Origin of the sequence: Flavobacterium terrigena (assembly GCF_900108955.1) — a bacterium.
Classification (GTDB): domain Bacteria; phylum Bacteroidota; class Bacteroidia; order Flavobacteriales; family Flavobacteriaceae; genus Flavobacterium; species Flavobacterium terrigena.
The window spans coordinates 22,875-45,646 of the sequence record NZ_FNYA01000009.1 but is presented as its reverse complement, the minus strand read 5'-3'; the positions used below and the strand labels follow the sequence as shown (position 1 = coordinate 45,646).

Annotated in this window: 15 protein-coding genes; 6 read left to right on the top strand and 9 right to left on the bottom strand. The window is 31.2% G+C overall.

What is annotated here, in order from left to right:
* Positions 1 to 2: 2 nt before the first annotated feature.
* The 6 genes from gyrB to BMX42_RS13270 all read right to left on the bottom strand — a co-directional run bounded on the left by gyrB (position 3) and on the right by BMX42_RS13270 (position 10,724).
* Positions 3 to 1,943: a DNA topoisomerase (ATP-hydrolyzing) subunit B gene (gene gyrB / locus BMX42_RS13295; protein WP_091315465.1), complete on the bottom strand. Its 1,941-nt coding sequence runs from the start codon at positions 1,941 to 1,943 to the stop codon at positions 3 to 5.
* Between the two features lie 375 nt (positions 1,944 to 2,318).
* Positions 2,319 to 3,935: an asparagine synthase B gene (gene asnB, locus BMX42_RS13290; RefSeq protein ID WP_091315462.1), complete on the bottom strand. Its 1,617-nt coding sequence runs from the start codon at positions 3,933 to 3,935 to the stop codon at positions 2,319 to 2,321.
* Between the two features lie 245 nt (positions 3,936 to 4,180).
* Positions 4,181 to 4,633 (bottom strand): hypothetical protein, encoded by a 453-nt coding sequence (locus BMX42_RS13285; RefSeq protein ID WP_091315458.1) that lies wholly within the window; start codon positions 4,631 to 4,633, stop codon positions 4,181 to 4,183.
* A 35-nt stretch (positions 4,634 to 4,668) separates the two neighbouring features.
* On the bottom strand, positions 4,669 to 5,712 hold the full coding sequence (locus BMX42_RS13280; protein WP_091315454.1) for a carboxypeptidase-like regulatory domain-containing protein: 1,044 nt from the start codon (positions 5,710 to 5,712) through the stop codon (positions 4,669 to 4,671).
* 156 nt (positions 5,713 to 5,868) lie between these two features.
* Positions 5,869 to 7,611, bottom strand: coding sequence for a porin family protein (locus BMX42_RS13275; RefSeq protein WP_091315452.1), 1,743 nt, complete (start codon positions 7,609 to 7,611; stop codon positions 5,869 to 5,871).
* A gap of 101 nt (positions 7,612 to 7,712) precedes the next feature.
* Entirely contained in the window at positions 7,713 to 10,724 is a 3,012-nt protein-coding gene (locus BMX42_RS13270; protein ID WP_091315450.1) for a tetratricopeptide repeat protein, read from the bottom strand.
* Between the two features lie 237 nt (positions 10,725 to 10,961).
* Here BMX42_RS13270 and BMX42_RS13265 point away from each other — a divergent pair, with 237 nt between their 5' ends.
* From BMX42_RS13265 to BMX42_RS13240, 6 genes are all read left to right on the top strand, one after another.
* Positions 10,962 to 11,645 carry a cell division ATP-binding protein FtsE gene (locus tag BMX42_RS13265; RefSeq protein ID WP_091315447.1) on the top strand — a complete coding sequence of 228 codons (684 nt, stop codon included), beginning with the start codon at positions 10,962 to 10,964 and terminating at the stop codon, positions 11,643 to 11,645.
* 62 nt (positions 11,646 to 11,707) lie between these two features.
* Positions 11,708 to 12,241, top strand: coding sequence for a DUF4199 domain-containing protein (locus BMX42_RS13260; protein WP_091315443.1), 534 nt, complete (start codon positions 11,708 to 11,710; stop codon positions 12,239 to 12,241).
* Complete coding sequence (locus BMX42_RS13255) at positions 12,242 to 13,183, top strand: glycosyltransferase family 2 protein (protein ID WP_091315440.1); 942 nt, start codon at positions 12,242 to 12,244, stop codon at positions 13,181 to 13,183. It begins immediately after the preceding gene.
* A gap of 148 nt (positions 13,184 to 13,331) precedes the next feature.
* Positions 13,332 to 15,059 (top strand): phospho-sugar mutase, encoded by a 1,728-nt coding sequence (locus BMX42_RS13250; RefSeq protein ID WP_091315437.1) that lies wholly within the window; start codon positions 13,332 to 13,334, stop codon positions 15,057 to 15,059.
* Entirely contained in the window at positions 15,060 to 16,889 is a 1,830-nt protein-coding gene (locus BMX42_RS13245) for an ABC transporter ATP-binding protein (RefSeq protein ID WP_091315434.1), read from the top strand.
* 29 nt (positions 16,890 to 16,918) lie between these two features.
* Positions 16,919 to 17,620 carry a DUF2971 domain-containing protein gene (locus BMX42_RS13240; protein WP_091315431.1) on the top strand — a complete coding sequence of 234 codons (702 nt, stop codon included), beginning with the start codon at positions 16,919 to 16,921 and terminating at the stop codon, positions 17,618 to 17,620.
* 137 nt (positions 17,621 to 17,757) lie between these two features.
* Here BMX42_RS13240 and BMX42_RS13235 read toward each other — a convergent pair whose 3' ends face one another.
* The 3 genes from BMX42_RS13235 to BMX42_RS13225 are packed head-to-tail and all read right to left on the bottom strand — an operon-like array spanning position 17,758 to position 22,635.
* A complete protein-coding gene (locus BMX42_RS13235) occupies positions 17,758 to 18,450 on the bottom strand; it encodes a hypothetical protein (protein ID WP_091315427.1) in 693 nt (230 codons plus the stop codon).
* A gap of 37 nt (positions 18,451 to 18,487) precedes the next feature.
* A complete protein-coding gene (locus tag BMX42_RS13230) occupies positions 18,488 to 20,956 on the bottom strand; it encodes a TonB-dependent receptor (protein ID WP_091315424.1) in 2,469 nt (822 codons plus the stop codon).
* 2 nt (positions 20,957 to 20,958) lie between these two features.
* A complete protein-coding gene (locus tag BMX42_RS13225; RefSeq protein ID WP_091315421.1) occupies positions 20,959 to 22,635 on the bottom strand; it encodes a M23 family metallopeptidase in 1,677 nt (558 codons plus the stop codon).
* Between the last annotated feature and the right edge of the window lie 137 nt (positions 22,636 to 22,772).

The following is a 22,772-nucleotide window of genomic DNA, read 5'->3' as shown; positions in this document are numbered from 1 at the left end:
TATTATACGTCAATTTTAGCGTAAGCCGCGTTTTTCTCGATAAATTCTCTACGAGGCGGTACTTCATCACCCATTAACATAGAGAAAACTCTATCAGCTTCACCTAAATTATCAATTGTTACTTGACGGAAAGTTCTGAAATCTGGATTCATTGTAGTTTCCCACAATTGCTCAGCATTCATCTCTCCAAGACCTTTATAACGTTGAATACTTGTACTTCCTCCCATTTCCATAGAAATTCTATCACGTTGGTCATCGTTCCAAGCATATTGTTTTTTGTTTCCTTTTTTAACTTGGTATAAAGGTGGCGCTGCAATATAAACGTGACCGCCTTCAATTAATTCTTTCATATATCTAAAGAAGAATGTAAGAATCAAAGTAGAAATGTGAGAACCATCGACATCGGCATCACACATAATAATTACTTTATGGTAACGTAATTTCGTTAAGTTCAAGGCTTTACTATCTTCTTCTGTACCAACTGTTACACCTAAAGCAGTAAATATATTTCGAATCTCTTCGTTTTCAAAAACTTTATGTTGCATCGCTTTTTCCACATTCAAAATCTTACCTCTTAATGGTAAAATCGCTTGAAAATATCTATTACGACCTTGTTTTGCTGTTCCACCTGCAGAATCTCCCTCTACTAAGTAAATCTCGCATTTTTCAGGATCTTGCTCAGAACAATCTGATAATTTCCCTGGCAATCCGCCACCACCCATAACGGTTTTACGTTGTACCATTTCACGAGCTTTTTTCGCTGCGTGACGTGCTTGAGCTGCTAAAATTACTTTTTGTACGATTGTTTTAGCATCATTAGGATTTTCTTCTAAATAGTTTTCTAACATTTCAGCAACTGCTTGCGAAACTGGTGAAACTACTTCTCTATTTCCTAATTTAGTTTTGGTTTGACCTTCGAATTGTGGCTCTTGAATTTTTACAGAAATAATAGCTGTTAATCCTTCACGGAAATCATCTCCAGCAATTTCGAATTTTAATTTTTCTAATAAACCTGAAGCGTCAGCATACTTTTTCAACGTACGAGTTAATCCCATACGGAAACCTTGTAAATGCGTTCCACCTTCGTGAGTATTAATATTATTTACGTAAGAAAAAATATTTTCTGTGTATGAAGTATTGTAAATTAAGGCAACTTCAACAGGAATTTCCCCTTTTTCATTTTCCATGCTAATTACATGAGAAATAATTGGTTCTCTGTTTCCATCTAAAAACTTAATAAACTCTTTTAAACCTTCTTTTGAATGAAACGTTTCAACTGGTTGACTTCCATCATCAGCTAAATGTCTTTTATCTGTTAAAGTGATTGTGATTCCTTTATTCAAGAAAGATAATTCACGTAAACGAGCCGCTAACGTATCGTAAGAATATTCTAAAGTTTGCGTAAAAATTGTTGGATCTGGTTTGAAAGTAACAATTGTTCCTCTTTTATCAGTTGTACCAATTTGTTTTACAGGATATAAACTTTTTCCTTTTTCGTATTCTTGTTCGTAAACTTTTCCATCTCTGTGAACTGTTGCGCGTAAGTGGTCAGAAAGTGCATTAACACACGATACACCTACTCCGTGAAGTCCTCCAGAAACTTTATACGAATCTTTATCGAACTTTCCTCCTGCTCCAATTTTAGTCATTACAACCTCTAAAGCAGAAATACCTTCTTTTTTGTGAATATCTACAGGAATACCACGACCATTATCTTCAACAGTAATTGAATTGTCTTCGTTTATGGCTACGTAAATAGTATCACAATGTCCAGCTAACGCCTCATCGATAGAGTTATCTACAACTTCATAAACTAAATGATGTAATCCTCTAACGCCAGTATCTCCAATATACATAGATGGACGCATTCTTACATGCTCCATTCCTTCTAATGCCTGAATACTATCCGCTGAATAACTACTTTTTTTATTTTCTTCACTCATAATAAATTGTTCTAATAAACTATTTTTATATCAACAAATATAACCAATTGATTAAAAAATCGGAATAAAAAACCATTTAAAACACGCTTAAGTTATCAACATTTGTTAATTTCTGACAATCTTCTCTCAAATAAGCTAAAAACAGTCAAAAATAAGATTTTAGCATTTTTTTTATTCAGCACAAAAGGGTAAAAAATAAAAAAATCGCTTAAAACTCAAATTTAGAGGCTTTTTAAAATTAAGTTTAATGAATGATTTGATAGAATTCATTTTTAGAGGTACAATTTCATCATTTTGGAATATTTTCATAAAAAAAGAGCACCAAAAATAAATCTTGCTACTCTTTCCTACTACTAAACATTATCTTCTATAATTTTAAACTTTTTCTGTTTCCGAAGCAATTAAAACATCTGCTTTCACGTGAGCTGCATTTGCTCTTCCGCTTGGATCTTGGTTTTCTTGCCATTTCGGAATCCATTTTCTAACCGTTTCAGCCGCACTTGTTTGTGGATAAAATTTATGAAAAATTCTTCTATAGAAAAACGCTTCTTTTGTTGTTGGTGTGTTATATGGAAATAACTCTTTTGCAGTTTCAAAATCAGCATCTGTAACTTGAGACGTACAATATTCAATTAACGTATCAATCCAGTTGTATCCAACTCCATCTGAAAATTGTTCTTTTTGACGCCATAAAACTTCCTCTGGTAAATATGGCTTTTTCGGCGTATCAAAAGCTTTTCTTAAAATGTATTTCTCAACACCATCATATGTTTTTGGCTGTTTTTCTTCTGGTTTGATTTTGATTGCTAATTCTAAAAACTCTTTATCTAAAAAGGGAACACGAGCTTCTAAACCGTGTGCCATTGTCGATTTGTCAGCACGTAATAAATCGGCCGTAAATAATTTTTGAACTCTATCAATTGTTTCTTGTTGAAATTCTTCTGCACTTGGTGCATTTCTAAAATACAAATACCCACCAAAAACCTCATCAGCACCTTCGCCAGATAAAACCATTTTTACACCTTGTTCTGTAATTGCTTTAGATAAGAAATACATGGGTGTACTTGCACGAATAGACGTCACATCATAGGTTTCTAAATGCCATATTAATTTTTCTAAAATCTCAATTCCTTGTTCAATTGTGAAATGAATTTCGTGGTGTTCAGTTCCAATAAATTCAGCTACTTTTCTAGCTGCTTTTGTATCAGGAGAATCGGCATCTAAACCAATAGAAAACGAATGAATTTTTTGTCCAGTTCCTTCTAATAATCTGCACGCAATTGACGATGTTAAAGACGAATCTAATCCACCAGAAAGCAATACTCCAAAAGGAACATCGGCCATTAAACGTTTTTGAACAGCTTGAGTTAACGATTTTCTAATTGCCTCATAATCTACATCTTCCACTGCTTTAGAAGCATCTTCCCATTCTGGTTGGTAATATTTTACAAATCCAGTTTCTTCAGTATAAATATGACCCGGAGGAAATGTTGAAAATGTAACACATTGGTCGGCAATAGTTTTCATTTCTGAAGAAAAATATTTTCTACCACGCTCATCAATTCCGTAATATAATGGTTTAATTCCAAGCGGATCACGAGCTGCGATATAATCATCGCCATCAATGACCACAAAAGCAAACATTCCATCTAAAAGGTTACAGAAATCGTATCCAAATTCTTCATATAAGTGTACAATAACTTCCGAATCAGATGTTGTTCTGAATGTATGACCTCTTAAAATTGTATCACGTAAGTTTTGATGATTGTATATTTCACCATTATGAATCATCCAAGCTGTAGAAGTTCCTTGAATAGGTTGAATTCCTGTATGTAAATCAACAATCGACAAACGCTCATGAGCTAAAAAATGCCCTTGTTCCGTTATATGAATATCGCTTTCATCTGGTCCGCGATGACTCATACGTTTAGATAATTGTTTTACTAATTCTTCGTCTTTACCTTTTCCAATAATGGCTAATATTCCGCACATAGTTTTTATATTTATATTTATTTCTTGAAGCAAAATTGAGGTATAAAGTTTATTAACAAAACTAAATATGCTATTTTGATTTAATTTTTAAACCAAAAACTTATTTTTTAAATAAATAATAAACTAAAACGGAAAAATAATGAAGGTTTACTTACAATTATAAATTTTACCACGAAGACACAAAGTCACGAAGAATAAAAAGTAAATGCGTAATTGTTTATTTGAACTTGTTTTGAATTAAAATCTTAAAATATCTCTAAAATTTTATAAGTCACAGTGTTGACAGGAAACTCGGAATTAATGGTTTTATGCATCAATTGTATTCCCAACGGAGATTGTGGAGAAATGGCAAAAACTGTCTGATTGTCAATGGTAATTTTTGGTAAAGCTGTACTTACGAAAACGGTTAAATGGTTGGTTTTTACTAAACTTCCTAATACAACATTATTAGAAATTTGCTCAATATCTAATTTCAACAAAATAGCTTGTTGTTCTAAAGCTTCTTTTAGTTTATTGGCAATTTTCTCTTGTTCGATATGTAATTTAGACAAAGTAGTTTCGTGCTTATCTCCTGCTGAAGATTTGGCATCATTTTGTGCGTCTTCTGTTAAAGAATTAATTAAATCCTGATAAATATCTATCTTATCTTGAAGTAATATTTGATATTGAGAAAGTATTTTTTGTTTGAAATTTTGCATTGGATAGATTCGAAGATAAATGGATTTTCCTGATTTTATTTTACAGCCATTTCTGGCTCAAAATTCAAAGGTAATGTATTTCCAACTTTTTGCTGACCGATATCGCCACCAAAAATAATTTGTTCTTTATCTGTGTTATTTCCAAAATTGTCAATAAAGAAGGTTTTTGTCTTAAAAATCACTCTGGATTGTCGTTTTTTATCAAATAAAAGATTAAAATCGGCATAAAAACCATCATTTTTAATACTTCCTAAATTTAATTCTGGTTTAATTGTTGGCGACACGGTAACTTCATACAAATCGTTAGACTTTACGACTTTAAAATAATTATTAGCATTAACACTAAATTTTCCTTCATATAAAATGAAATTTTTTGAAGACCATGAATTATCAATAATATTTTTAAAAAAATGCATCGAAGATCCGAAATACACATCGTTTCTATTTTTAATGATTTTTTCATCAGTACTTACATCAGTATATCTAACCGTTCCTAAAAACATACTTTGTATGGCATAAGCCGATTTTATCGTTTTAAAACTAAATTTTACATAAAAATCATGTAAATCAAATTCAATTAAATAACCTAGTTGAGGATTTTCAATTTTTATAGGCTCTGAACTTGTAGCCGTGAAAAGAAAAGTATCTAAATCATAATTAAAATCAATAGCATCTTCGTTTAGTATTTTACAGGCTTTACCATATTTGGTTGTTCCTAAAAATTGCTCTCTAAACAATTGCAGTTTTTGCTTTCTGGTGAAACCATCTTTTACAATAAGAACCGTTTCAATCTCATTGGTTTTTGGAACTAAAACAAACGTATAAAACTCTTTTTCGTATGGATTCGATACGATTATATCTTCGTAACCTAAAAACCGTACAATTAATAAAGTATTGTATTTATTTTTAGCCGAAATTTCAAATAAACCTTCAGAATCAGATGAAGTTCCGATGGTGGTTCCATCTAAATAAATCGATGCACCAGCAATGGGTTCATTGTTTGAATTGGTAATTTTTCCTTTAATATTTTGTGCGAAAACGAATACTGGAAACAGTAATAATAAAAATATTTTGTACATTATTTTAATTATGGTTTATTTTTAGCAAAATTGTCATTTCGACGTTAGGAGAAATCACATAAAGTAAGTAACTAATATTATGAGATTTCTCCTAACGTCGAAATGACAAAACTCCGAATAGTCAACTTGGAATTTTGAATGTTGAAGTTTTAAAAACTAGAAATCAAACTTATAGCTCGCACCACCTAAAAACTGAATACCTTGTACTGGGAAATTAGCCCAACGTTGATATTGTTGGTTTGCTAAATTGTTTCCCTTTAAGAAAAATGTCAGTCTTTTATTGTATTTGTAGCCAATGTGAGCATTTAAATCGAAATAACTGTCTAAGGTTACTTTCTCTTGATTAAAAGTTGGAATTACCATTGTTTTATCTTGAACTGTAACTAAATCCATTCTTTCTCCCACGAAAAATAATTTCATTCCTCCATACAATTTTTCTGTGAAATCGATGTTTAATGTAGACTCCACTTTTAATTGTGGTAAATTATATGCTTCCTGCAAACTAGATACTTTATAAGTATTATATGTTCCGCTTAAAGCTAATGATGCACTCTTAGAAAAATCGGCTTTAATTTCTCCGAAAATACTAAATGTGTTCAAGTTATCATAAACTACGTTAAATGAATTTCCGTAATGGTAACCTTCTTTTTCCGTAATACTTGGATCATAAACATTTGAAACAAAAAACGGCTTATTTTTTTCATTATTCATTCCACCACGAACGTTGAAAGAAACCGCATTGGCTAATTTCCCTTTCATTCCTACATAAATATCATACGAATTATCAGTTGGAGCAACATATAATGTTGGTGAAACAAACGGATTTCCATCTACAAAATCAGCATATGAATTTTGTTGTAAATTTCCTTCTGCACCAGCGTAAGCAATCATTAAATCGCCCACCAAACGGTATGAAGCTTTTACATTTGGATATACGAAAAATTTTCCATCAGAAGCACCATTGAATTTATTAGAAGTATAAAACAATCCAGCTCCTAAATGCACAGAAAAATCATCTTGTTGGTATAAAAAGCTAGGTTTTGTTCCGAAAATTACATTGCTGTATTTCATTTCTTCCACATTATAATAATCTTTTTTGAAATTTCCAGCAACATAATCAACCACGAAAGAAGCTCTAACTTTACTATCCATAACTTCAAAATCGAAAGCTGGTTTTACAAAAAATCTATTTTCGCCCGCACCAAATTTATCAGAAAAACGTTTGAATTGCATAGAAGCATCATTAAACAATCCGTCGTTAAATTCCATTCTTCCGCCAAGCGAAATCGTATTATAACTTTGAGTAGATTGGATAGAACTAATAGTTGCGTCATCAAAAATGATACTTTCTGGCAATCCGTACCAATTGACAACTTGGTTTTTCGCACCTAAATCGACATTCCAACTCATTTCTTTAGTTCTACTTCCGTAAGTAAAATCTAAACCAGTTGTGTAATATTGATCATCTAAAACTAAACCTTTTATACCACCTTGCGAAGATAAGTGACGTAATAATCCTCCAACATAATCGGTTCTACTCAATTGATGTGCTATAAATAATTCGGCATTAACAGTTCCATAATTTCCAGCACCTAATGAAGCATAATTAGAAAATCCTTTTTCCAATTCTTCTTTATCCACATCAGCCGCTTTTCCTTTTGAAGGAACAAAAGTTGACGCTACCGGAAAAGAAAATATCTGATATTTAATTGGAATTTTTGGTTCCACAACTTCTTCTTCTACTGCTGGAGTTTCCTTTACTTTAAAAGCATCAGAAATGGTTGGTGTATAAGGTTTTACAATATTTACAACTTCACTACCAATGTTTTCGTCTTTCTTTTGAGAAAAACCAACTTGAATAGCTGAAATGGCGATGATACTAAAAATTATCTTTTTCATATTTTATTTTTTTAACCGCAAAGACGCTAAGGTTTTCGCAAGGTTCGCAATGTTTTTTATTTTATGCTACATAAATCAAAATTCGTAAATCGTAATTTAACTTACTTCGTAACTGACGAATTCGTTTTTGCTTCTTCGGCTTTAATCTTATCTAATTCGGTTTGAGATTCTGCCACAACATCTGGAAATTCTGTAAAATTATCAATGATACTTTGTAAAATTTCAGTTGCCTGGAAACTATCTTTTAGTCCGTAATAGTTTTTCGCCATTAAGACTAAACTTTTCGCTCCGAAATATTTATATCCAGAATATGTGCTAGAATATTTTTCAACGGCTTTGTTCGAAGCATCAAATTTTCCTTCTTTGTTTTTGAAATACGCATCGTAATACAAGGCTTCGGCTGCTAATTCACCTTTAGCAATTTTCTGTAATTTTGCGTAAGCTTCTTTCGCTTTAGCATCGTTATTAGTTTTTATCGCTGAACGAGCAATGATAATTTGAGCATCACTTTTGATTTTATCTTCAATTTTCGGGTTTTTCAATACTTTATCCGAATAGATTTCAGAATTTGCAAAATCTTGTTTTTCGTAATAACACTTCATTAAATTCGATTGTGCGAAAGTGGTATTTTGAGGATATTCAGCATCTGTTTCTAATCGTTTTAAAGCCGGAATCGCTAAATCACAATTTTTTTCTTTCAAATGAATTTCAGATAATCGTACTAAAGCTTGTTCTGTGAACTCGTTTCTAGGCTTTCCAATTACAAAATCGTAATGTGGAATCGCATTTTTCTCTAATTTATCAGCAAAATACAATTGTGCTAAGTAGAAATGCACTTTTAAAGCGTGTAATCCATTTGGAAATTGTGCTAAGTAACTCGTAAAACCTTCAATAGCTTTTTTTGGATTATTAGCTAAATATTGTTTCTCAGCTGATTCGTACATATCGTTATCCAATTCAGCATCAGAGACTTCCACAAAAGAAAGTGTTTTTACCCAAGTTGCATATTCTCCAACTTTTCCGTTAGCCATATAAATACTTTTTGCTGTGGCAACTGCTTCTAAAGATTCTGGAGAATTTGGAAATTCAGATACTACTTTTTTGAACTTCGTAATAGCAGCATCATCTTTATCTGTGTTGTAATAAATCAGACCTTGTTTTAAGATTGATTTAGAAACATAAGCACTGTTTTTATGGTTATTAATTAAGATATCAAATGTTGAAATCGCTTTTTCATTTTGTTCTTCAACCGTGTATGTATTGGCTAATTCATAGATGGCATCATCTAAATATTGAGATGTTTTATACGTAGATACAAACTTGTTTAAATCTTCAATTTTCTTATCGTTTTTATTTACAAATCCGTAGCTCATTCCTTTTTGAAATGCTGCATAATCTGCATCTACACATTTTAATTCGATAGCTTTGTTATACGCATCCATTGCTGGCCAGTATTTAGACGAAATGTAATTACAATCTCCTAAACGTAAATACGCGTCTGTTAATCGGTTTTTATCATCTTTTGAATTTGTAATGTATGTATTGAAATACGGAATAGCATTTACGTATTCTTTAATTTTAAAATATGCATAAGCCAAGTTGTAATTTACTGTTTTGTTTTCCGGAGTTTCACTTGCCGAAGCACTATTTAAAAACTGTTTGTAAGTTAAAACTGCTTCAGAAAATTGATCTAAACTGTATTCACATTCCCCTTTCCAAAAAGTGGCACGAGCCGTAATTTTAGCATCTTTATTTTCCGTTAACGATTTTTTGAATAAAGCATAAGCTTCTTGATATTTCCCATCTGTATAGATTTCTAAACCTCTATAAAATGTCACTTTTTGATAAGCCGCTTTGTTCTCAGGTGTTTTATTTTTTTCCAATAAAACCAAAGCTTCTGTGTAGTTTTTTGATGTGATGTACGAATTAATCAACAAACCTTTCAATTCTTGATTGTTCGGATTCGCAGGATATTTATCCATAAACGATTTTAGAATTTCCGGAGTAGAAACATATGGATTTCCAATTTCGTAACTCAATTTCGTGTAATTCAAAGCTGCATCTTCTTGAATTTTAGGATCAAAAGTCATTTCAGAAGCCGTTTTGAAAGCGTTTAATGCTTGTTGTTTTCTATCTGTATTCAAATAACTTTCTGCTAAATGATAATAGGCGTTTTGCGCCACAAAATCGTTTCCTTCAATTATTTTATTGAATTGGGTAATCGCTTTTTCGTAATCTTTTTGTTGGTAAAAAGCATAACCTAATTGGTAATAATCAGTATTTGTCCATTTTCCGTTTTTACCTCTATAGGCTTGTAAATATGGTAAAGCTTTATCATATTTTTTTAAATTGAAATAACTTTCTCCAATAATTTTCGACAATTCACTTTTTTCTAAAGCCGAAGATTTTTTCAATTGTGGTTCACCTAAATCAATGGCTTTTTGAAAATTCCCTAATTTGAAATTCATATCCGCCTGGAAGTAACCCATTTTTTCTTTGTACTTATCTTGGTCAGAGACTTGTCCGAAAAGTTCATTCGCTTCCTTGTAATTATCACCTTCATAAGCCAAATAACCTAAGTAATATTTTGCTTGATTTCCGTATTCTTTAGAATTCACAACTTTATTCAAATATTTCGAAGCATCTTTATTGTTTTTCGTAGCGAAATTGGCATATCCGCGTTGAAAATTTGCTTTTTCAAAATCAGAAGCTGATAAATCTGGTTCATGAATATTTTCATACCATTTTAACGATTGTGTATAATTTCCTTCAGTAAAATAATACTGAGCCACTTCAAGATAAGCCGAATTTCTTTTTGTACTTGTAGGGTGATTTTCTATAAACGATTCCATCAAAGCATCCGCGCCTTGTTGATTGGTTTTAATCGCACAATTCGCAATATAATAATCACAATCTGATATAATTTCTTCGGAAGTAGAAGTGCTTTTTACCTTATCAAATAAAATTTGTGAAGCTTGAAATTGTTGTTCTTTGTATAGTTGAACCGCCTTATCGAAATCTTGATTTTGACTTAAACATACTGCAGATTGCTGAGCAATAGTACTTTGTGAAACAAAAAGTAATAATAAGGATATCTTTGTTAAAATATTCATAGTTGGATTCTTTTTAAAATTATATGTCAAAATTTATTTTTATTGGTAACATATGAATCAATTTATTTTTATTGGTGCTTGCAAAAGCAAATTTTTTGTTCTTTCGATTTCAAATATATCAAATCGATATGACTATAAACGTAAAAATTATCTTAAATATTGTAATTGAAATTATTTAGTTCAATAATTTTGTTTAGCCGTGAAATGTTTATATTTTTACACATTAATTATGTAATTATGAGTCAAACGATTTTATCATTAAAAAACGTTTCTATATATCAAGAAAACAATTTAATATTATCTGATATTAATTTAGAAGTTCAAAAAGGAGAATTTTTATACTTTATTGGAAAAACAGGTTCTGGAAAAAGTAGTATTATGAAAGTACTTTACGCCGATTTACCTTTAAAAGAAGGCGAAGGAACTATTGTTGATTATGATTTAAACACACTTAAAGAAAAAGACATTCCTTACTTAAGAAGAAAAATTGGAATTGTTTTTCAAGATTTTAAATTATTATCTGACAGAAATATTAAAGAAAATCTACTATTTGTTTTAAAAGCTACAGGTTGGGTGGATCAGGTTGAAATGAACAATCAAATTCAAGAAGTTTTAGACAGAGTTGGAATGGGGAATTTCGCTACTAAAATGCCACATCAACTTTCTGGTGGTGAACAACAACGTGTTGCTATTGCAAGAGCTTTATTAAACGATCCTGAATTAATTTTAGCAGATGAACCATCAGGAAATTTAGATCCTCAAACGAGTATTGAAATTATGGAGGTTTTGAGAAAAATTAATGCTAATGGAAAAACAATTATCATGGCTACTCATGATTATGCATTGCTATTAAAATATCCATCGAAAACCTTAAAATTTGAAGACGGTAAAGTTTTTGAAGTAATACAAAAGTCTGTGTAACAATTTTACAGAATACACTACTAATAACTAACTAAAAACTAAACTAACTAAAAACTAAAAAAATGAACGAAGCTATTAAGAAAAACGGGATTAAATTTGGACTTATTTCAGCAGTTATTTCAATTGTTGTAACTGTATTAATGTATGCCATTGATATCAATTTATTTGCCAATTCATATATTGGAATTGGAATGGTAGTTTTTTACATCTCTCTTGGAATTTATGTTGTTTCAACTACTAAAAAAGAAATGGGTGGTATAATTAATTTTAAAGAAGCTTTTACAGCTTTCTTTATATACTGCACAATTGGGATTGTAATTGCAAACATTTTTAATTACATTTTATTTAATTTTATTGATCCTGCTGCAAAAGAGCAAATTTTAGAATTGGCAATTACTAAAACTGTTGAATTTATGGAAAAATTTGACACTCCAAAAGAAGCTATGAAAGAAGCGATTACTGCAATGAAAGAAAATGGCGATCAATATTCATTAGCAAATATTATAAAAGGTAGTGCTTTTTCAATTATATTTTCTTCAATAGTTGGATTAATTGTTGCCGCAGTAATGAAAACCAAAACAACATATAACGAATAAATGAATATATCACTAGTAATTCCCTTATTAAACGAACAAGAATCGTTACCAGAATTATCTAAATGGATTGAGAAAGTTATGACTAGTCATAACTTTTCTTATGAAGTATTGTTTATAGATGATGGTAGTACTGATGCGTCTTGGCAAACTATTTTAGACTTACAAAAAGACAATTCCAACATAAAAGGAATTAAGTTTTTACGTAATTATGGTAAAAGTCAAGCTTTGCACGCTGGTTTTGCAAAAGCATTGGGAGATGTAGTAATTACTATGGATGCCGACTTACAAGATAGTCCAGATGAGATTCCAGAATTGTACGATTTAGTTCAAAATAAAGGTTTCGATTTAATTTCGGGTTGGAAGAAAAAACGCTACGATTCAGTAGTTTTCAAAAATATTCCATCAAAATTATTCAATTGGGCTGCAAGAAGAATTTCTGGTGTAAAACTAAACGATTTCAATTGCGGACTAAAAGCCTACAAAAATGTAGTAATTAAAAACATCGAAGTTTCAGGCGAAATGCACCGTTATATTCCTGTTTTAGCGAAAAATGCAGGTTTTGCAAAAATTGGAGAAAAAATTGTTATTCACCAAGCTAGAAAATACGGAACTTCAAAATTTGGTATCGACAGATTTGTAAACGGATTTTTAGATTTAATTACGATTTGGTTCATCTCAAAATTCGGAAAACGTCCAATGCACTTCTTCGGATTACTAGGAAGTTTAATGTTTTTCATTGGATTTGCTTTAGCCTTATATATGGGAATTGACAAATTATTTTTTCACAAAACAGCGCGTTTAATAGCAAATAGACCAGAATTTTATATCGCTTTAACTACTATGATAATTGGAACACAATTATTCTTAGCTGGATTTTTAGGCGAAATTATTTTACGCACTAAAAGCAACGAAGAACGCTATAAAATAGCGGAGACTTTATAGTTCTAAGGACGTAAATTGCGACCTCAAAATAAAAAAACAACCGCAGATTCGCAGATTTAGTAATTCTAATAAAAAATCTGCGAATCTGCGGTTAAAAAAAATTAACATTAAAATAAGCGAGATTGCCACGTGCCTCGCAATGACGATTATGCACATAGAACAAAATATATTAGATCAAGTTAACGAATGGCTTACGCCTACTTTCGACCAAAATATTCAAGAAGAAATAAAAGAATTAATGACTTCTGATCCAAAAGGTTTAGAAGATGCTTTTTATAAAAACTTGGAATTTGGTACAGGCGGAATGCGTGGCGTTATGGGTGTTGGAACCAATCGTATTAACAAATACACATTGGGAAAAAACACACAAGGTTTGTCTAATTATTTGAAAAAATGTTTTCCAAACGAAGACTTAAAAGTCGCTATTGCATACGATTGTAGAAAAAACAGTGATACTTTAGCAAAAGTGGTTGCTGATATTTTTTCAGCAAATGGAATTCAAGTGTATTTATTTTCAGAAATGCGCCCTACTCCAGAATTATCTTTCGCCTTAAAACATTTAAACTGTCATTCAGGAATTGTATTAACAGCTTCTCACAATCCACCAGAATATAACGGTTACAAAGTATATTGGCAAGATGGCGGACAAATCGTACCACCACAAGATGGAGAAATTATTGCAGAAGTTGAAGCGTTAAAATATAGCGACATTAACTTTACGGCAAACGAAAGTTTAATTGAATATATTGATGCTGAAATTGACGAAGCGTTTGTGAATTCAACAGTTGAAAACGCAAGTTTCAATACGCCAAAAGCTGCAAAAGACAACTTAAATATTGTTTTTACGCCATTACACGGAACTTCTGTAAAATCAATTCCTGCGGTTTTAGCAAAAGCAGGTTATACGAATGTAAATATCGTAAAAGAACAAGAAATTCCTGATGGAAATTTTCCAACAGTAAAATCGCCAAATCCTGAAGAACCTGAAGCCTTAACAATGGCTTTAGCCTTAGCAGATAAAGTAAACGCTGACATTGTTATTGGAACTGATCCAGATTCTGACCGATTAGGTGTGGCCGTTAGAAATAATGATGGAAAAATGATGTTGTTAAACGGAAACCAAACTATGGTTATTATGACAGCATTTTTATTAGAACAATGGAAACGCGCCGACAAAATTACTGGTACAGAATTTATTGGTTCAACAATTGTTTCAACTCCAATGATGTTAGATTTAGCAAGTGCTTACGGAATTGAATGTAAAGTAGGATTAACAGGTTTTAAATGGATTGCAAAATTTATTAAAGACTTCCCGAATCAGAAATTTATTGGCGGTGGCGAAGAAAGTTTCGGATATATGGTTGGTGATGCCGTTAGAGATAAAGATGCAGTTGCTGCGTGTTTATTGGTTTGCGAAATTGCTGCTCAAGCAAAAGCTGCTGGAAGTAGTTTGTATAAAGAATTGATTAACTTATACTTAGATTTCGGATTTTATAAAGAACATTTAATATCTTTAACAAAAAAAGGAAAAGAAGGTTTAGCAGAAATCAATCAAATGATGGTGGACTTACGCGACAATCCGATGGAAACGATAAACGGTCAACGTGTGGTTTGTATTGAAGATTACCAAAACACAACAGCTCGCGATTTAATAAACAATGAAACTTTCGATTTAGATATTCCAAAATCAAATGTATTGATTTATTACTTAGAAGATGGGACAAAAATTTGCGCTAGACCAAGTGGAACCGAACCAAAAATCAAATTCTATTTTAGCGTTAATGCTATTTTAGAAGACAAAAATGACTTTGAAGAAGCTAATCACTTTTTAGATACAAAAATTCAGAATATAATCACTGAAATGAAATTAAACTAAATGGATCAGAATTTAAAAAAAATAATACCTTTTGCTCTAAAGTATAAGAAAAATGCCATTTTAAACATCATTTTTAATGTTTTTTATGCTTTTTTCTCTACAATATTAATGGTGTCATTAATACCAACTTTAGACGTTTTATTTGATAAAACCACAAAAGTTTTAACCAAACCAGAATATACAGGAATTGGTAGTATTAATAAATATGGTCAAGAATATCTAGGTTTTTATATTACAAAATTAAACGATGACTATGGAGCGCAATATGCTTTAATGTTAGTAGTCGGAATAGTAATTATTACTGCTCTTTTAAAAAATATTTTTAATTATTTGGCTTCTTTTCAAGTTACGATTCTTAGAAATGGTGTTTTAAGAGATTTGCGGGAAAAATTATATGCTAAAATTATTCATTTGCCTATTTCTTTCTATTCTAATCAAAGAAAAGGTGATGTAATGACAAAAATGTTAGGTGATGTTGGAGAAGTTCAAAATTCTTTTTTCCAAATATTAGAATTAGTGGTTAGAGAACCTTTAACTATCGTATTTTCAATCATTGCCATGTTAGCTATCAGTGTGAAATTGACTTTATTTGTTTTTGCATTTATTCCTATTTCTGGATTCATTATTTCTAGAGTTGGAAAAAATTTAAAAGCAAAATCCGTAAGAGCACAACAAGAACAAGGTTTATTTATTTCTACTTTAGACGAAACTTTAACTGGATTAAAAGTGGTTAAAAGTTATAATGCGGAAGGTTCTTTCATTCAAAAATTTAATGATTCTTTAGAAAGGTTATTGAAATTATCAACTAGTATAGCTAATAAAAACAACCTTGCCTCACCAATGAGTGAATTTTTAGGAATTGTTACCATTGCGGTTTTACTTTGGTTTGGAGGTCATATGGTCTTAGTGGAACATTCACTTAAAGGAACAGATTTCATTGGTTATATTGCTTTAGCATATACTATCTTAACTCCTGCAAAAGCAATTTCTAAAGCATCTTATCAAGTAAAAAGTGGTTTAGCCGCTGCCGAAAGAGTTTTTACGTTGTTAGAACAAGAAAATGTGGTTGTTAATAAACCGGATGCATTCGTAAAACATACTTTCGACAAAGGAATTTCTGTAAAAAATATCAATTTTGCGTATCAAGAGGAAAATGTATTGAAAAACTTTTCTTTTGAAGTAGAAAAAGGAAAAACGATAGCTTTAGTTGGACAATCGGGTTCTGGAAAAAGTACGATTGCTAACTTATTAACGCGTTTTTACGATATTAATAACGGTTCAATATCTGTTGATGGCGTAGAAGTTAGAGATTGGGACATGCATGCATTACGTGGCTTAATTGGTTTAGTTACTCAAGATTCAATCTTATTTAATGAATCCATTAAAAATAATATGCTAATCGGAAAACCAGATGCTACAGATGAAGAAATTATTGACGCCTTGAAAATTGCCAATGCTTACGAGTTTGTGTCAACGCTTCCAAACGGAATTAATACCAATATTGGTGATGCTGGTGGAAAATTATCTGGTGGACAAAAACAACGTTTATCTATTGCCAGAGCAGTATTGAAAAATCCACCAATTATGATTTTAGATGAAGCGACTTCTGCTTTAGATACAGAAAGTGAAAAATTAGTTCAAGATGCTTTAGAAAAAATGATGCAAAACCGAACTTCTATTGTAATTGCACACCGTTTATCTACAATTCAAAAAGCAGATAACATTATTGTAATGCAAAAAGGTGAAATTGTAGAACAAGGTAAACACGCCGAATTGATTGCGAAAAATGGTACGTACGCGAGATTAGTAGCGCTACAATCTTTAGAATAATTAATTATAATTTTTCGAAATAACTTAAAATGTACAAAAAAAACGACAACATTAAGTTACCTGAAGATCCAGACACTATTGTTTGGAAATACTTAGACTTGTCGAAATTTTTAGATTTATTGATGTCGCGAAAGCTATTTATGTCGCGTTCTGATAAATTTGAAGATCAATATGAAGGTACATTTTCTGAACCTACGTATGAGGAAATTAAAAAGTTATCGGAGAATAATCCAGAATTTTTAGATTATTACAAATCACATCGTGAAAAAGTGGTCGTAAGCAGTTGGCACATTAACGAATACGAATCGTTTGCAATGTGGCAAATCTTTACCCAAAATAATGAAGGTTTGGCCATTCAATCAACTATTGGAAGACTACAAAAAGCATTAAAACCCGAAATCAATTATAGCCAATTTATTGGTGAAGTGAATTATATCGACTACAAAAAAGAATACATTCCGTTTGATGATATGTTTTTCCCTTTTATGTTTAAACGAAAAAGTTTTCAGTATGAAAGAGAGGTAAGAATTATTTCCGATTTATCTGAAAATGCGATTAAAATAAACGACGGAATAAAAATAGATGTTGATGTCAATCAATTAATTGAAAAAATATACATTCATCCGAAATCGGAAAACTGGTATAAAAAGCTAGTGATTGAACTGGTTTCGAAATTAGATTATACCATTGAAATTGAAAAATCTGATTTAGAAAGTGATATTTTGATTTAAAAGTTTACCGCAAAGTCTCCGCAAAGTTTTTCTACAATGTTTGTCATGCTGAACTCGTTTAACTTCGTTGAATCTTTGATTTCAGCATCTAAACTATAATAGATTCCGAAACAAGTTCGGAATGACAAAAAAATCTTCTATAGTGGAAAATATTCCGAAACCTTACTATCTTTTAAGTTTAAGAAATGATAATGAATTTTGTCTTTCTTATCGAATTCACCATTTTTATTAGCATCTTCAATAGTTCTGAAATATATTTTACCAGTCGATTCGATATGTTTCCAATCTACTAATTCTTGTAAATCTGTAGAAATTTTTGTGAAGTTTTTACCTAATTCTGTACTTGTATATAACGATTTAATATCATTAGAATCAATTACACCATCTTGATTCGTATCAGCATCAGCCAAAATATAAACTAGCATTTTGTTATTTTTAATAAACGAAACACGTTCAATAAGCATCACTTTATCTGTTAAAACATGAAGTGAATCTGTTCCAATCGTTTGGAATTTTAAGTTTTGTAAATAACCCGTAATTTCGTTTTCCATCGAATTAGAGACATTAAATCCCGCTACACCTTCATATGAAGTTGTTTCGTAACTTCCTTTTTTATTAATATCTCCAAGTGTCAAGTTTCCTATTGTATAAACTAAAACATTGGAACCCACAAATTGAATAGGCAAATCGGCTACTTCTAACTTTGTAGTGTCTTTTTCTGGCGATTTAGCTTCTTTTTCGGTGTATTTCACCTTTGGCTTGGCTTTTTCTTCTTGACAAGAAAAAATCATCACACTAGAAGCTAAAAGGATATATATAAAATTTTTCATGTTCATTAGTTTGTCTATCAAATATAGTAATTTGAAATTAAATTCTCATACTCAATTTCAAATTAAACGTTCTTGTAGTTAAATAATTTGGAACTCCATATTGTGTTTTCGTGTACACATCGCGAACCCAAGTATTCGTAATTGAGTTTTGATTATTAAACATATTATAGATTTCAAAACCTAAAGACATCTCAGTAAAATTAGCTAACCATTTTCTGTGAGCGCCTAACTTTGCATCTTTAAAAACATATGAAAATCCGGCATCAGCTCTACGATAATCGTTCAAACGCATTTGATAATCATAAGCATCCGCATAAGCTGGCGAACCTCCTGGTAAACCAGTATTGTACACCAAATTCAAATACATTTTTAAACTTGGAATGTTTGGCATATAATCTTGAAATAAGATAGCAAATTTTAAACGTTGATCCGTTGGACGAGCGATATTTCCTCTTCCATTTTGATTTTCTTCTGTTTTTAAATATCCGAATGTAAACCAAGATTCTACTCCAGGAACAAATTCTCCATTTAAACGACCATCAATTCCGTAAACATAAGCTGTAGCATCATTATTTGCTCGGTAACGAATACGCACATTGTCAATTGTATACGTATTTACATCGTTCATAGTTTTGTAATATGCTTCGCTTACTAACTTAAATGGTCTTTCCCACATTTTAAAACTATAATCGTGACCTAAAACAAAGTGTATCGATTTTTGATCTTTTACGTTTGGATTCACACTTCCATCATTAGCACGTAATTCTCTGTAAAATGGCGGCTGATTGTACACTCCGACCGAAAAACGGAAAATCATTTCTTTTTCCCATTTCGGTTTTAAAATAAATTGTGCTCTTGGCGAAAAAGTTAACTGATTGTCACCAGAAATACCATTATTTGAAACCATCCAACTTTGTCCACGAACACCCGCATTCACATAATACGTATGCTCGCCAAGATTTCCTTCGTGATTCCAATTTAAATAGGCACTGAAACGATTAATTGTGGTATTATTTTTAGCTCTAACATTTTGGTAAGGCGCTAAAGGTCCGTAATATGGATTATATGGTTGGTCATTTACATACTCTAATAAAGGATTTGGTAATGAAAAGCCAGCGGAGTCAACTACTTCCCACTCTACTACTCTATCTCTAATGTTTTCAAAATTGTGTTTAAAACTCCACTCAATTCCATTATTATCATTTAATTTATGATTTCCTTTTAACTCGTTAGTTACGATTAAGGCATCCAAATTATTTCTGGCATGATTCAATTGCGAACCAATTCCACGAGAAAAAATAACATCTCCAAAAGTTTCCGAACCAATATTGGCATCAACTTCACCTAAACGATATTGTGCTAAAATATCGTAATATTCTTGTTCCACCGTATGATAAGCGGAAGAAATATATCTGTATTTGTTGTTTTTATTTGGCTCATAAACTGATTTTATCGCACCAAAAAACGTAGTGTATTTATCTTTTTCTTGTCCTTCGTAATCAATTAACAAAGCAATTGGCTCACTAACTGTTCCAAAATTCGTTTGACGAGTTGTAGGTTGGTATTTGTAATTATTCTGAGCAATATTTCCTAGGAAGCTAAAATTCCATTTGGTGTTTAAATTGAAATTAAACATCGATTGCACATCTAAAAACGAAGGTTTATAATTGGTTTCTGTTTCCTGACTTTTTACTAAAAGTGAATTGTTTCTGTAACGAATACCTGTAATATTACTCCATTTTTGATTTTTAGAAACACCCTCAGCAAAAATACTTCCGCCCATTAAACTCGCTTCTAAACCAGCGTGAAACGCTTTTGGATTTCTATAAGCGATATCTAAAACAGAAGACAATTTATCGCCATATTTCGCTTGAAATCCTCCAGCATAAAAATCGATATTTTGAACTAAATCGGTATTTGTAAAACTCAAACCTTCTTGTTGTCCAGAACGAACTAAAAACGGACGATAGACTTCAATTTCATTAACATAAACTAAATTCTCATCGTAATTTCCACCACGAACGGCATACGAAGTACTCAATTCGTTATTAGAATACACACCTGGTAAAGTTTTAATTAAATTTTCTACACCAGCATTTCCTCCAGGAATTCTTCTTAATAAAACAGGTGAAACAGCGGTTGCTCCGTTTATTTTTCTGTTTTTACCTGTAATAACAACAGTTTCAATAGTTTCTGTTATTGTTCCTAAAATCGGATTCCATTCAAAATCTTCATTCGGTTTTAACTTTACTTTGTAAGTCGATTTTTTGAAGTTATTTTGAGAATATGTAATAGTAACTTCAGTATTTGCATCAATTTCTAAAATATAGAAACCATTATTATTCGTAACAGTATTTGAAGTTGGTGAACTTACCGAAACATTTTCTATAGGTTGATTACTTTCATTCAATACAATTCCTTTAATTCTGGCCTTTTGAGCGAAAGAAAATGAAGAAATTAAAACAAAAAATAAGATAAATCGAATTGACTTTATATTCAAGCTCATAATTAATAAATAAAATTGGATGAAAATGTGGCTGTATTATCTAATTTGTCTGTAACCACAATTTTAATATCGTTTTTTCCTGAAATCACTTTTCCATCTTTTAAATTATGAACCAGTTTTTTCGTTTTGTAATCGTATTCCATTAAAATCCATTCGCCATTTAAATAGGCGTTGTACGTATCAATTCCAGAAATTGCATCACTGATAGAAACACTTAACGTAGATAATTTAGAAATATTGCTACCTTCAATGAAGTTCGGATTGTAAATTCGTGGAGCTACATTATCAAATCCGACTTTGTATTTCCCGAATGCTTTTACTTTTGCAGAAACTTTATTTGCTTTTCTGAAAGATGAATTGTATTCTAATTTTAAGCCTAAAACTGTTCCTACAAAGGCTTTTTTCTGTTCATCTTCAGATAAATGTGACATATCTAAAGTTATGGTTAATCCGTTTTCAATAGCTTCGTAATTGTTTGCAATATCTAGGACACTATCTTTTTCGCTGATATTCAAATATGCATTTTCATACAAGGCATTTACAGGAATATAAACAGCTGTTTTTTCAAATTCGAAATTATAATCGGATTTAGTTTTGATGTAAAAGTTTCCTTTTGAAGTTACAGGTGTTGGATTTACTTCATTTTCATAAGTAATTGGAATATTTACAACGGTTTTATTGCCGTGAAAATCGAAAACTTCAATTTTGTAGGTATAATTCACATTGGGTTTAATATCAACAAAACCACTTTTAGTATTCCCGCTAATTATAGACAAAGGATAACTTTCCTTGATAAATAATTTCTGGAAACGTTGATTTAGTTTTTTATATCTGTAAAAATCTATAAAATAATTGATGTGTTTCGATTCGTCAAAAGCAAACGTATCAAACTCATACTTGAAATTTTGAGAACCGTTCAAATAACTCACTACTTTATAAATCCCGTTTTTATTGTAATTATTAGTCGATAAATCATAAGAATTAAGAGCAAAACCGATTTTCCCATTTGCTACAACTTTTGATGCTAAAAAAGAACCATCAACTTGTTTTTGTAACGATAAACTAACTGGGTTTCTACTTTTATTTACAAATGTAGAATCGTTTGCAGGATAAACCATCAGACTTGAAATTACAGGATTCATTTCGTCTTTGATTAATTTATTCATACCAAAAGCCATCGGATTGATGATTTTTTCGGTAGCCGTATCTCTAAATTCAAAATGTAAATGTGGTCCACCACTTCCACCAGAATTTCCTGATAAAGCAATAATTTCAGATTGAGTAACTTTTAAAGTACTTGGATACAATTCTACTTCGTAACTTTTTTGTTTGTATTGCTGTTCTTTTACGTAAGCTTCAATTTTATCGCTAAATTTTTGAAGATGGCCGTAAACTGTAGTGTAACCGTTTGGATGTGCAATATATATAGCTTTTCCATATCCGAATGCAGAAACTTTAATTCTAACAATCATTCCTTCTGCCGAGGCATAAACAGGTAAACCTTCTACATTGTTGGTTCGAATATCTAAACCGGAATGGAAGTGATTCGGGCGGAGTTCGCCAAATGTTCCTGATAAATTGATGGGAATATCTAAAGGTGATCTAAAATATTCTGTTGGATACTGTGCAAAAATAAATTGACTGGCTGATAATAATAAAATGGCTATAGACTTTTTCATTGTGGTTTTAGATTTGTGCTAAAATACTAAATTCAAACGCAATGACAAAATTCAAGTTCAAAAATCAAGGACAAGTTTAAAAACAAAGAGACAATGACATGAATACCAATGCATTAGAAATCATTAACAAGTCATTA

Bases quoted from the DNA above. Each gene is read 5' to 3' on its own strand.
- BMX42_RS13285 (WP_091315458.1), bottom strand. From the start codon at position 4,633: ATGCAAAATTTCAAACAAAAAATACTTTCTCAATATCAAATATTACTT.
- BMX42_RS13270 (WP_091315450.1), bottom strand. From the start codon at position 10,724: ATGAATATTTTAACAAAGATATCCTTATTATTACTTTTTGTTTCACAA.
- BMX42_RS13250 (WP_091315437.1), top strand. From the start codon at position 13,332: ATGCACATAGAACAAAATATATTAGATCAAGTTAACGAATGGCTTACG.
- gyrB (WP_091315465.1), bottom strand. From the start codon at position 1,943: ATGAGTGAAGAAAATAAAAAAAGTAGTTATTCAGCGGATAGTATTCAG.
- BMX42_RS13230 (WP_091315424.1), bottom strand. From the start codon at position 20,956: ATGAGCTTGAATATAAAGTCAATTCGATTTATCTTATTTTTTGTTTTA.
- BMX42_RS13240 (WP_091315431.1), top strand. From the start codon at position 16,919: ATGTACAAAAAAAACGACAACATTAAGTTACCTGAAGATCCAGACACT.
- asnB (WP_091315462.1), bottom strand. From the start codon at position 3,935: ATGTGCGGAATATTAGCCATTATTGGAAAAGGTAAAGACGAAGAATTA.
- BMX42_RS13280 (WP_091315454.1), bottom strand. From the start codon at position 5,712: ATGTACAAAATATTTTTATTATTACTGTTTCCAGTATTCGTTTTCGCA.
- BMX42_RS13235 (WP_091315427.1), bottom strand. From the start codon at position 18,450: ATGAAAAATTTTATATATATCCTTTTAGCTTCTAGTGTGATGATTTTT.
- BMX42_RS13275 (WP_091315452.1), bottom strand. From the start codon at position 7,611: ATGAAAAAGATAATTTTTAGTATCATCGCCATTTCAGCTATTCAAGTT.
- BMX42_RS13225 (WP_091315421.1), bottom strand. From the start codon at position 22,635: ATGAAAAAGTCTATAGCCATTTTATTATTATCAGCCAGTCAATTTATT.
- BMX42_RS13260 (WP_091315443.1), top strand. From the start codon at position 11,708: ATGAACGAAGCTATTAAGAAAAACGGGATTAAATTTGGACTTATTTCA.
- BMX42_RS13245 (WP_091315434.1), top strand. From the start codon at position 15,060: ATGGATCAGAATTTAAAAAAAATAATACCTTTTGCTCTAAAGTATAAG.
- BMX42_RS13255 (WP_091315440.1), top strand. From the start codon at position 12,242: ATGAATATATCACTAGTAATTCCCTTATTAAACGAACAAGAATCGTTA.
- BMX42_RS13265 (WP_091315447.1), top strand. From the start codon at position 10,962: ATGAGTCAAACGATTTTATCATTAAAAAACGTTTCTATATATCAAGAA.